Origin of the sequence: Marinobacterium sedimentorum (genome assembly GCF_024267675.1) — a bacterium.
Lineage (GTDB): Bacteria > Pseudomonadota > Gammaproteobacteria > Pseudomonadales > Balneatricaceae > Marinobacterium_A > Marinobacterium_A sedimentorum.
Window position 1 is genome coordinate 1 of the sequence record NZ_JALDYX010000060.1, and the last position, 12,569, is coordinate 12,569.

General features: G+C 58.3%; 8 protein-coding genes. 4 read left to right on the forward strand and 4 right to left on the reverse strand.

The annotated features are described in order from the left end of the window. Positions 1–296: 296 nt before the first annotated feature. Together MRS74_RS22975 and MRS74_RS22980 are read right to left on the reverse strand one after the other, a co-directional pair. Positions 297–956, reverse strand: coding sequence for a TetR/AcrR family transcriptional regulator (locus MRS74_RS22975; protein ID WP_254582621.1), 660 nt, complete (start codon positions 954–956; stop codon positions 297–299). A 118-nt stretch (positions 957–1,074) separates the two neighbouring features. Beyond that, a complete protein-coding gene (locus MRS74_RS22980; RefSeq protein WP_254582622.1) occupies positions 1,075–4,236 on the reverse strand; it encodes an efflux RND transporter permease subunit in 3,162 nt (1,053 codons plus the stop codon). A gap of 424 nt (positions 4,237–4,660) precedes the next feature. On the opposite strand from MRS74_RS22980, the gene MRS74_RS22985 reads away from it, so the two are divergent. The 4 genes from MRS74_RS22985 to MRS74_RS23000 all read left to right on the forward strand — a co-directional run bounded on the left by MRS74_RS22985 (position 4,661) and on the right by MRS74_RS23000 (position 11,414). After that, positions 4,661–5,788, forward strand: a complete 1,128-nt coding sequence (locus MRS74_RS22985) for an aminotransferase class V-fold PLP-dependent enzyme (RefSeq protein ID WP_254582623.1) — start codon at positions 4,661–4,663, stop codon at positions 5,786–5,788. A 477-nt stretch (positions 5,789–6,265) separates the two neighbouring features. Further along, positions 6,266–8,863: a bifunctional aconitate hydratase 2/2-methylisocitrate dehydratase gene (acnB, locus tag MRS74_RS22990; protein ID WP_254582624.1), complete on the forward strand. Its 2,598-nt coding sequence runs from the start codon at positions 6,266–6,268 to the stop codon at positions 8,861–8,863. Between the two features lie 930 nt (positions 8,864–9,793). Next, positions 9,794–10,228 carry an immunity protein Imm33 domain-containing protein gene (locus MRS74_RS22995; protein WP_254582625.1) on the forward strand — a complete coding sequence of 145 codons (435 nt, stop codon included), beginning with the start codon at positions 9,794–9,796 and terminating at the stop codon, positions 10,226–10,228. A 754-nt stretch (positions 10,229–10,982) separates the two neighbouring features. Continuing rightward, positions 10,983–11,414: an Hsp20 family protein gene (locus tag MRS74_RS23000; protein WP_254582626.1), complete on the forward strand. Its 432-nt coding sequence runs from the start codon at positions 10,983–10,985 to the stop codon at positions 11,412–11,414. Between the two features lie 92 nt (positions 11,415–11,506). Here the strand turns inward: MRS74_RS23000 and MRS74_RS23005 are convergent, their stop codons facing one another. Both MRS74_RS23005 and MRS74_RS23010 read right to left on the reverse strand, forming a co-directional pair. Next, positions 11,507–12,040 carry an O-acetyl-ADP-ribose deacetylase gene (locus MRS74_RS23005; RefSeq protein WP_254582627.1) on the reverse strand — a complete coding sequence of 178 codons (534 nt, stop codon included), beginning with the start codon at positions 12,038–12,040 and terminating at the stop codon, positions 11,507–11,509. A 31-nt stretch (positions 12,041–12,071) separates the two neighbouring features. Further along, complete coding sequence (locus tag MRS74_RS23010; protein ID WP_254582628.1) at positions 12,072–12,440, reverse strand: cupin domain-containing protein; 369 nt, start codon at positions 12,438–12,440, stop codon at positions 12,072–12,074. Positions 12,441–12,569: the final 129 nt, after the last annotated feature.

Sequence of the window (12,569 nt, forward strand, 5' to 3'; positions counted from 1 at the left end):
TCACGGATGTCGACTGGGTCGATGACGCCGGGATAGCTGAAGTGGCTCCGGCACGCTAATCCGGAGCATTTATAGCTGACGTGAAAATGGGCTCTTCGTGAGCCCTTTTGCACGCTATTTTTTAAATGATTGAGGTTTTTTGAAGAGCAGAATGCTCTGAAAATCAGGGCTCTTGCAATAGCCGCTGAATGGGGAAAGCTGCACTCAAGCACACAGCTACCAACAGCCCCACTGCTAAACCAGGCAGGCCAAATTAAAAGGCCTCAGAATGAGACCTTGATAGACAGGGTGCCAGATCAGGCAACCTCAGTACGTACAGGTACCGCTGCATTGCGGCATTCCTGCTTGAGGTCGATAAGGCGATAAATGCCATTGCGCAGATCTGCCTTGATCCTCTCTATGTCGTTGTAGATGCGGCCATAGATCAGCAGCCCCTGCACATACTGGTACACCAGGCGGGCCAGCTGCGTTACATCCGGATCGCCATTGAGCAACCCGGCGTCCTTGAGGCCCTGAATCAGGCGGATGTCATAGGCAATCTTGTGTTCCGTCATCTCCTGGGCCACCAGGCGCACCTTGTCTTCATCGCAACCGCACTGGCCACCGGACGTAAAGACAGGACAACCCACAACTTTCTGGTTCGAGGCCGCATTACAGTCGCCCTCCTTCACCTGGGCGTGGCCGAGAATCATGTCAATAAGTGTTTCGAGCTGTTCAAGCGGCGTCAGGCCTGAGGTGAAAAGCGCCTCGAGCTCCTGCTTGGTATTCTCCCAGGCATGCAGCACTGCGGCATAGTACAGATCCGCCTTGGTCTCGAAGTAATGATAGAAACTGCCCTTGGTGACCCCGGCCTGCTTGCAAATTTCGTTCACACCCACACTGGTGTAGTTACTTTGCCAGATAAGGCTCATCGCGGTACAAAGCAGCTTTTCGCGGGTATCTGTTTGCTTGCGCATAACAATACGTGCCTCCCGACTCCTTATTATGACTCTGTATTATAACAAACCAATCGGTATGTCCACAAGCCATGCAGGGTTTTAGGCCGGCAGCGTAAGCCGCTGCCGGCCGGCGAAATCAGGCGTCCTGCCGGATAATGACACCAGCCTTGCGGCCTAGCCGCAGATTACGCAGCAGCACGTAGAACACCGGCGTGAGAATCAGGCCAAACAGGGTGACCCCCAGCATGCCGGCAAAGACCGCGATCCCCATGGCGTTGCGCATCTCGGCCCCCGCGCCTGTGGACACCGCCATGGGTAGCACACCCATGATAAAGGCGAAGGACGTCATCAGAATCGGCCGCAGGCGCAACCGGCTGGCCTCAATGGCCGCCTCAACAACGCTGCGTCCCTGGTGTTCCAGTTCGCGGGCAAACTCGACAATCAGTATTGCGTTCTTGGTCGCCAGCCCCATCAGCACGAACAGACTGATCTGCGTGAAGATGTTGTTATCGCCATCACTGAGCCACACGCCCACCAGCGCCGACAGCATGCTCATGGGAATGATGAGCACGATTGACAGCGGCAGCAGCAGGCTTTCGTACTGCGCCGCCAGCACCAGGAACACCAGAAGTATGACCAGAGGTATCACCAGGGTCGTAGTGTCGCCCGCCAGGATCTGCTGATAGGTCAGCTCCGTCCACTCGAACTGCATGCCAGGCGGCAGGGTTTCGTTCAGAATGCGGGTAATCGCCGCCTGGGCCTGACCGGATGAATACCCCGGCGCCGCACTGCCGTTCAGGTCCGCCGCCCGAAAGGCGTTATGGCGCTGGGCCGCTTCCGGACCGAATGTTTCGCTGATGCGGATCACCGCTCCCAGGGGAACCATCTCGCCCTCATTGTTGCGCACCTTGAGACGCAGGATGTCATCGGGTGAATCCCGGAACGCCTTGTCGGCCTGAGCGATCACCTGATAAGTACGCCCGAACTGATTGAAATCATTCACATAGATAGACCCAAGATAGGTCTGCATGCTGTCGAAGACTTCACTGATATTCAGGCCCAGTTGCTTGGCGCGGGTACGATCCAGATCTGCATACAGCTGCGGCACATTGATCTTGTAGCTTGAAAAGACACCGGCCAGCTCCGGCGCTGAACGCGCTTTGGCCTGTACCTCATCCAGCACCTTTTGCAGCGCCTCGTAGCCCTGGTTGGTACGGTCTTCTATCTGCAGTTTGAAGCCACCGATAGTTCCCAGCCCCGGCACCGGCGGCGGCGGGAAGATGGCGATAAAGCCCTCTTCGATACCGTTGTACTGTTGCTGCAACTGCTGACTGACAGCAAACGCCGACAATGAAGGATCGGTGCGCTTGTCAAAATCATCCAGCGTAACGAAGACGATACCGGCGCTCGGACTGTTGGTGAAACCATTGATCGACAGGCCCGGGAAGGCCACGGCACCGGTGACACCCGGTGTTTTGAGGGCAATATCGCTCATCTCGCGAATCACGTCTTCGGTACGGTCCAGGGTTGCGCCGTCCGGCAACTGGGTAAAACTGACCAGATACTGCTTGTCCTGGGTCGGCACGAAGCCCGCCGGCACGGCCTGGAACAGACCATAGGTGGCGCCCAGCAACAGAACATAGGCGAACATGCCCAGCCCCTTGCGTCGCACGACCCCACCGACACTCTTGGCATAGCCTTCGGAAGAACGGCGGAAAAAACGGTTGAACAGGCGGAAAAAGCCCCCGAACAGACGGTTCATCAGCCGCGTCAGCCAGTCATTGTCCTCGGCGGCAGGTTTGAGCAGCAGCCGTGCCAGCGCAGGGCTCAGGGTCAGGGAGTTGAGGGCCGAGATCACCGTTGAGATCGCGATGGTCAGGGCGAACTGACGGTAGAACTGGCCGGTCAGACCACTGATCATGGCAATGGGCACGAACACGGCAAGCAGCACCAGCGTGGTCGCCACGATCGGGCCTGTAACCTCACGCATGGCCTTGAGGGTGGCATCCCGCGGCGCCAGGCCATCGGATATGTTGCGTTCAACGTTCTCGACCACGATGATGGCATCGTCCACGACTATGCCGATGGCCAGAATAAGCCCGAACAGTGTCAGCACGTTGATGGAAAAGCCGAACAGGTACATCAGCGCAAAGGTACCGACGATAGACACCGGCACCGCCAGCAACGGAATGACCGACGCACGCCAGGACTGCAGAAACACCACCACCACCAGTACCACCAGCGCAATGGCTTCAAGCAGGGTCTTGATGACCGCATTGATCGAGCCCTGCACAAAGACCGTGGGGTCGTACACCACATCGAAATCGACGCCATCGGGGAAGTTTTTCTTCAGCTCGGCCATGGTGGCCCGCACATCACGGGAAATGTTCAGTGCATTGGCGCCGGGGGCGGCAAAGATAGGAATCGCCACCGCGTCCTTGTTGTTCAGCAGCGAGCGCAGCGCATACTCGGAAGCACCGAGCTCGACACTGGCGACATCGCGCAGCCGTGTAACCTGCCCCTGCTTGCTGGTACGAATGATAATGTCGTTAAAGGCTTCAGGGCTTTCGAGCCGGCCTTTGGCATTCACCGGCAACTGCAGCTGGGCGACATCGGCATAGGGCGCACCACCGATCATGCCGGCGGCCACCTGCACGTTTTGCTCGCGCACGGCATTGATCACATCCGCCGCTGTAAGATTGCGCTCGGCGATCTTTTCGGGATTCAGCCACAATCGCATGGCGTAGTCACCGGAACCAAACAACCGCACCTGCCCCACACCTTTAATGCGCGCCAGCTCATCCTTGACGTTCAGCACCGCATAGTTGCGCAGGTACAGCATGTCGTAGCGGTCATTCGGCGAGGTCAGATGCACCACCATGGTGAGATCAGGGTTGCTCTTGATGGTTGTCACGCCGAGCTGGCGCGTCACCTCGGGCAGGCGCGGCAGCGCCTGGGAAACACGGTTCTGCACCAGCTGCTGCGCCAGATCCGGATCCGTACCTATCTCAAAGGTCACCGTCAGGGTCATGCGCCCGTCCGTAGTGGACTGGGAATACAGATACAGCATGTTCTCCACGCCGTTGATCTGCTCCTCCAGCGGCGTGGCCACGGTTTCGGCGATCACCTTGGGGTTGGCGCCGGGGAAACTGGCACTCACCACGATCGACGGCGGCGTAACCTCCGGGTATTCGGAGACCGGCAGCTGAAACATGGCCAGCAGGCCCGCAAGAAAAATCAGCACCGACAGCACGCCGGCAAACACCGGTCGGTCGATAAAGAATTTCGACAAATTCATGGTAAGCCCTATCCAAGGTTTGGCCAGTTACGCAATCCTGCGGGTCTGACGCTCAGCGTAACTGACATTGCAACGGCGCTGCGGGTACGGTGAATCCGACTCGCCGCATACCGATCGGTATGCGAAGGAATCTAAACATACCGGTTGGTTTAATGTCAAGAAACAGTGTCTGGGAAAAGATGGAAAACCACATGCATACAACCAACCGCCCGCACATTCGGGCAAAACTGGTACTAAACCTCGCACCTGAGTATCTGCTAGGCTGCTTGAGTCAGCGCCAGCGAGTTGCCTGCGCCAGACACAAACAGCCGGCAGGCGCCTACACCTGATTCAAGCAAGCGCCGCCTGCAGCGCTTTGCATTACAGTCACACAGCAAGCCACACAGCCGAGCCTGTGAACGCAGTTACTTTTAAGGAGAAAAGCATGCCCGGACTTTTGCCCGATGTTGATCCAGATGGATTGCTCGAATACTCGGTGGTCTACACCGACCGATCACTGAACCATATGTCGCGCTCCTTCCAGGACGTTATGAAGGACATATCCAGCACCCTGAAAGAAGTCTATAACGCCCAGTCGGCGATTATTGTTCCGGGCAGTGGCACCTTTGGCATGGAAGCGGTGGCACGCCAGTTCGCCACTGGCCAGAAGTGTCTGGTGGTGCGTAATGGCTGGTTCAGCTATCGCTGGACACAGATTTTCGAGATGGGTGACATCCCCTCGGAGTCGCTGGTGTTCAAGGCTAGACGCACGGATAGCGCGCCAGAATCACCCTTTGCACCAGCACCCATAGATGAAGTCGTCGCGGCCATTCAGGCCGAGAAACCGTCCATGGTGTTTGCGCCCCACGTCGAAACCTCCTCCGGCATGCTCCTGCCCAATGACTATATCCGCGCCCTGGCCGATGCCGTGCACGAGATCGGCGGCCTGCTGGTGATCGACTGCATCGCCTCCGGCACCCTCTGGCTCGACATGCAGGCCACCGGCGTGGATGTACTGATCAGCGCGCCGCAAAAAGGCTGGAGCGGCTCGCCCTGCTGCGCCATGGTGATGCTGAGCGAGGCCGCTCGCGGCCATATCGACAATACCAGCAGCACCAGTTTCGCCTGCGACCTGCGCAAATGGCTGCAGATAATGGAAGCCTACGAAAGCGGCGCCCATGCCTACCACGCCACCATGCCGACAGACGCCCTGACCCGCCTGCGGGACGTCATGCAGGAAACCCGCGACTACGGCTTTGCCGATGTGCGCGAGGAACAGATCGAACTGGGTCTGCGGGTGCGCGCCCTGCTGGAACGCAAGGGCTTTCCCAGCGTCGCCGCACCGGGCTTCCAGGCGCCCGGCGTCGTCGTCAGCTATACCCGGGACAAGGGTATTCAGACTGGCAGCAAATTCCTTGCAGAGGGCCTGCAGATCGCTGCCGGCGTGCCGCTGATGTGTGATGAGCCCGAAGACTTCCAGACCTTCCGCCTCGGCCTCTTTGGCCTGGACAAACTGCACAACCCGGAAGGTACCGTTGCCAGCCTGGAGCAGGCACTGGATAAGGTCCTGTAACGGCCGTGCACAGGCCCGGAGCTGCCCACACATCGATGTGGGCACTGCGGGGCACAATCAGCCCCCCTTTGAGCCACCTTGCACTCACCTCAGCCCCCATCACAGCCGCCGAGCCGCCCCTGAAAGCCGTCAGATCGACTGCGCCGGTGCAGTGAACGCTCAGCACAGTCAGCGCTAAGTCATTGATATGATCTCAGGCGAGACCCACTATAAGCAGGCTAAATGTTTAACATAAGCTGTTAATATGTATCTATAAACACATGATATATAACATATTTAACCAATATTAGGCGTGCTTGTACGGCCTTGGTCGCAGGCAGCAGATTGTCGACACATCTTAACTTGAGATGCGCATTGCGCTAAAATAACGCCCGCCAATGAACAATTGATAGCGAGTCGACACACCGCCAAGGCCGCATTAACCGTCTGTACTAATTGAAGGTCTTGGCAGAAGCGACAACTGATGAGGGCTATATCGTGCTTGAAGCATATCGCAAACATGTAGAAGAACGCGCCCAGGAAGGCATCCCGCCGAAGCCCCTGGATCCGGAACAGACCGCAGCCCTGATTGAACTGCTTAAAAACCCGCCCGCCGGTGAAGAAGAAACCCTGCTGGCCCTGCTCAGCGACCGTGTTCCCGCAGGTGTTGACCAGGCCGCTTATGTCAAAGCAGGCTTCCTGGCAGCCATCACCACCGGAGAAGCCTCTTCTCCGCTGATTGACGCGGTCAAGGCGACAGAACTGCTCGGCACCATGCTCGGTGGCTACAACATCCAGCCGCTGATTGCCTGCCTGGACAACGAAACTCTGGGCGCTACCGCCGCCAAGGCACTGTCCCACACCCTGCTGATGTTTGATGCATTCCATGATGTGCAGGAAAAAGCCGAAGCCGGCAACGCCTTTGCCAAGCAGGTACTGCAGTCCTGGGCTGACGGCGAATGGTTCACCAGCAAGCCGGAAGTCGCTGAAAAAATCACCGTCGCCGTCTTCAAGGTGACCGGCGAAACCAACACCGACGACCTGTCACCGGCCCCCGATGCCTGGTCGCGCCCGGACATTCCGCTGCATGCCAACGCCATGCTGAAAATGACCCGCGACGGCATCGAGCCTGCCAAGCACGGCGAAATCGGCCCGCTGAGCCAGATCGAAGACGTCAAGGCCAAGGGCTTCCCCGTTGCCTACGTTGGCGATGTGGTCGGTACCGGCTCTTCGCGCAAGTCCGCCACCAACTCCGTACTCTGGTTCTTCGGTGACGACATTCCCCACGTGCCGAACAAGCGCGCCGGTGGCTACTGCTTCGGCAGCAAGATTGCCCCGATCTTCTACAACACCATGGAAGATGCCGGCGCCCTGCCGATCGAAATGCCGGTCGACAAGCTGAACATGGGCGATGTCATCGACGTTTACCCCTATGAAGGCGTCGCCAAGAACCACGAAACCGGTGAAGAGCTGTGCCGTTTCGGCCTCAAGACCCAGGTCCTGCTGGATGAAGTACGCGCGGGCGGGCGTATTCCGCTGATCATCGGTCGCGGCCTGACTGATCGTGCCCGCAAGGCCCTGGGCCTGGCACCGGCCGACCTGTTCCGCACACCGGAACAGCCTGCCGACAGCGACAAGGGTTACACCCTGGCGCAGAAGATGGTTGGCAAGGCCTGCAACCTCGACGGCGTGCGCCCTGGCATGTACTGCGAACCGAAGATGACCACCGTCGGCTCCCAGGACACCACCGGCCCCATGACCCGCGACGAGCTGAAAGACCTGGCATGCCTGGGTTTCTCCGCCGACCTGACCATGCAGTCGTTCTGCCACACCTCGGCCTACCCCAAGCCGGTTGACGTGAACACCCACCACACCCTGCCGGACTTCATCATGAACCGCGGCGGCGTGTCCCTGCGCCCGGGCGACGGTGTTATCCACTCCTGGCTGAACCGCATGCTGCTGCCGGATACCGTCGGCACCGGTGGTGACTCCCACACCCGCTTCCCGATGGGTATTTCCTTCCCGGCCGGCTCCGGTCTGGTGGCCTTTGCCGCTGCCACCGGCGTTATGCCGCTGGACATGCCGGAATCCATTCTGGTGCGCTTCAAAGGTGAAATGCAGCCGGGTATCACCCTGCGCGATCTGGTTCATGCCATCCCCTACTACGGTATCAAGCAGGGTCTGCTGACCGTGGCCAAGGCGGGCAAGATCAACGCCTTCTCCGGTCGTGTACTGGAAATCGAAGGTCTGGAAAACCTGACCGTCGAGCAGGCGTTCGAGCTCTCCGACGCCTCTGCAGAACGCTCCGCCGCCGGTTGCACCATCACCCTGTCGGATGAGTCTGTCGCCCAGTACCTGCAGTCCAACGTCGTCATGCTCAAGTGGATGATATCCGAAGGCTACGGTGACGTGCGCACCATCTCCCGCCGCATCAAGGCGATGGAAGAATGGCTCGCCAACCCGAGCCAGATGCGTGCCGACGCCGACGCCGAATACGCAGAAATCATCGAAATCGATCTGGCCGACATCAAGGAGCCCATCCTGTGCGCGCCTAACGATCCGGATGATGCCCGCCTGCTGTCTGAAGTGGCCGGTCAGAAGATCGACGAAGTCTTCGTTGGCTCCTGCATGACCAACATTGGTCACTTCCGCGCCGCCGGCAAACTGCTCGAAAGCGCTGGCCAGACCCTGCCGACCCGCATGTGGATTGCACCGCCGACCAAGATGGATGCCGCCCAGCTGACCGAAGAAGGCTACTACAACATCTTCGGCCGCGCCGGCGCCCGCATTGAAACACCGGGCTGCTCCCTGTGCATGGGTAACCAGGCACGTGTGGCAGACGCCTCCACGGTGGTATCCACCTCGACACGCAACTTCCCCAACCGCCTGGGCAACGGCGCCAATGTCTACCTGGCATCGGCTGAGCTGGCGTCCATCGCCGCGGTTATGGGCAAGCTGCCGAGCGTTGATGAGTACATGGAGTACGCGCAGCGTATCAACAGCATGTCTGGCGATATCTACCGCTACCTGAACTTCCATGAGATGGACAAGTACGTCAAATCCGCATCCAGCGTGATTGCGACCGTCGAAGCCTGATCAGCATAGCCAGCGACTAACCTGACCGGTTGATCGCTGATAAAAACCCTGCTTCGGCAGGGTTTTTTATGCCCGCAAGCCTGGCGACAGCACTGCCAGCAAGCGCCATTGGCCCGCATCGGCCGACTCAATGAACGGGTGCTGGCACCTTCTGAAACTGATATACGCAATGGATATGGACGTTCGCAGTGCAGGACCGGTGTGATGCCTGCGGTCGCCGGTGCATTTGTAGGCTGGGTGAAGACCCGAAGGGGCGTAACCCAACAGCGGAGTAGCACTAGCTTCTTTCAAAGTGGTCGAATTATTGAAGTGTTACCGTTGCCGGATAATCCCGGTTGCGCCTCTCGGCGACTCACTTTTCTTTGCTCGTGCAAATAAAAGTAAGCAAAAGAAAGCACGCCCCAATGAAGCCTTTTCGCTGCGCTCTAAAGCCATTGTGCGGGTGCCGCTAACGCAGTCCATGTGCTAATCGGCGTCGATACAGTCCCTGTATCGCCCCTTCGGGCCTGATCGCACAATGCCCTCAATGCTCGCCGGCATGTGGCCATGGATGGCCGGTAGCCAGAAAATGCAGGAGCAATTTTCTGCTCATAAGGGGGAGCTGGCCATTCTTTAATATTCGCGGGGCTGTGATGTTGAGTTCGGGCCTGTAACCCATTGGAAAAATCAAGGTACCGACAAATTTCTGCGGCATCAACAGCATCAAGGCCGCCAAGCGACTTCGGCCAGGGACTCCCATGCCTTGCGCCAGATGGGTGACTCCGTAGGCCCAATAAATAGGTATACTGTCCCCGGAAATTCGGGCTGGCAGGAGCCGACTGGTGCAATCGGTCCCTGAAAGTCTCAGCGTTGTCGCAACAGGCGGCCACTTGCCTGCATTCAAGTACGCATTCGCTGTATAATGCGCCAGCATTTTTACCGGAGGCCCCCATGAGCGACGCGACTACTCCCGACAACAGCAGCAACAGCAGCAACGCCCGCATTGACGATGCCAGCAGCACTGAAACCGGCCAGACCAAGAGCGGCTTTCTGGCGCTGGTGTCCCGCATGATTTTCGAGGACAAGCTGCCCGTGCGCTTTATGTACAAAAGCGTGCCCGAGCACCTTAACGATACCGGCTGGCGCCTGTTCAGCGGTTATGAAGACGATGCCTACCTGCAGGACGAGGTCGTCAACATGACCCCCGTACCGCTGGAAAAGCTCTACGGCATGGATGACAGCCTCGAGGAAAAGCTGGCGTTCAATGCCGGCACCGTCTGGGAACGCCAACCCGGCTGCGACTGGGAGCGAATCCATGATTTCCGCATTCCCAGCCCCAGCGTTGATGTCACCATCACCAACGACCCGGAACAGTTCAATAGCTGAAACTGCGGCCCCGGCCTTTAGGTAGAGAGAAGACTCTAGGCAAAGCCACCACCGCTACGCGATGGTTGTCGGAAATCGCAAGCTCATTCCAACCTACCGAAAGCGGCGTACATTGCCAATGTGGCAGCACGGCTCTTGTTTCCCCCTTATGAAGCCGGCGAGCACTGGGCGCATGCGGCGAATTGGCCCGAAGGGGCGCAACAGGGACTGTTGCGACTTCGACGAGGTACATGGAAGTACCTTCAGCGAAGCCCGCCGCATGGGCTCAGAGCGCAGCGAGAAGGCCTCATCGGGGCGTGCTTTCTTTGCATACTTTCTTTGCACGAGCAAAGAAAGTATGTCGCCCACAGGCGAAATACAGACTGTCAAACACCCTCGAAGTGCCCGCCAGCACTGCAGATCCAAGTTCCAAGACACACGGGGTTCCAGCAAAGTGTTACCCATGTCATTGAACTGAGCTGTAACCTGCTATTCAGCGCGAAACAGTACGAAAACAAGCCCCTCTCATTGAGAAAGAGTCAGGTAGTTCGCAGTAGTGTTAAGTGTGTGCTGAACAAAGCGAACTTTCCCTCACGACGATCGACCAAGCCCGACAGGCTGCAAGCATCTCTGAAAATTCTGCATTTGAGGCGCTTGAAATATTTCCGGTCATCCTCATATAGGAAAACAGACGCGATCGCTTCGATGAAGGTTCGCGTTTTGCAAGCCCGCAGACTGCGGGTACCTGAACATATTGCTCAACGAGGATATGACCATGAGAGATTTTGACCTGTCCCCCCTGTACCGTTCCGCCATCGGCTTTGATCGCCTCGCCTCTCTGCTGGATAATGCGAGCCGCAATGAACAGAGCCAGCCGGCGTATCCGCCCTACAATATCGAACTGCTGGACGAGAACCACTACCGCATCACCATGGCGGTTGCCGGGTTCGACAACTCCGAGCTCAGCATCAAGAGTGAGCAGGAGATACTGATCATCGTGGGTCAGAAACAGCAGGATACGGCCGACGAGCGCAAATACCTGTACCAGGGCATTGCCGCACGCAGCTTCGAGCGACGCTTCCAGCTCGCCGACCATGTTCGGGTCGTCAAGGCCAGCATGGACAAGGGCCTGCTACACGTGGATCTGGTACACGAAGTACCCGAAGCCATGAAGCCACGCCTGATCGAAATCGAAAGCATGGCCTGATCCCACTGAGGGATACTGAGCTTCACCGACAACCGGGCACCTTGCGTGCCCGGTCCTGTATCTGGCGTTCTGCGCGATGCCACAGAGCGCGCTCAGCCTGTCGTTTCTTTAATGCCCAGCGCCTGGCGATAAAACACTGCCATGGGCGCATCAAAACAGCAGAACAGCACCCGCAACGGCTGTGCCTGCTGCCACTCTACTGCCAGCTGGGTCCGCACTGTATCTACCGCAATCTGCACCGCCTGCTGTGCTGGATAACCATAGACACCACAGCTAATGGCCGGGAAAGCGATAGACTCGATCTCCAGCCCCTGCACGCACTCAAACACAGTGTGGTAGCAGCTCTGCAGCAACTGCGCCTCGCCCTGGTTACCGCCGTGCCACACCGGCCCCACCGTATGCACGATCCAGCCGGCGGACAGATTAAAGCCCGGCGTCAGCTTTGCCTGCCCCGTTTGACAGCCACCCAGGGTGCGACAGTGACTCAGTAACCCGGGCCCTGCGGCGCGATGGATGGCACCGTCAACACCACCGCCACCCAGCAGCGATTCGTTGGCGGCATTCACCAGCACATCGACGCCAAGGCGGGTAATATCGCCCTCAACAACCTCGATTCGTGATTCCATGTGCCCTCCTACTGCCGACAAAGCCAGCACGCTAGCGCGGCTTCAGTACAAGCGCCGCAGCCTGGCCCTCTGGAGAATAATGCAGCGCCAGCCAGACCGTGACGTGCGCAGGATCGGTCCAGATGACACGGTGACGACAGTGCGCCGGCAGCAGCACTGTGTCGCCAGGCAGGAGCGCAAACGCCTCCTGCCCCTCTACAAGCAGCCTGGCTGCGCCTGAGAGTAACAGCACCCACTCATCCTCGGCCTGATCGTACCATTCACCCTCCGGGGTCACCTGGCCCCAGGACAGGATACGCTCCAGCCGAAAGCCTGGCTGCTGCACCAGACTCTCGAACACTTCCTCACTACGCGCCGGTGCAAGCCCCTGCAGCAGATTAACCACTTTGACAGACGTCAACCCAGCCTCCTTTATCAGTGCGTTGCACTTATCAACCTGACTGGAAAATAGGTTCCCTTCCTATTTTGCCAGTTACCCCACAAAAACAGGCGCAAGTGCGTGGACGTGCTGGTTTTTGTGGGGTTCGCA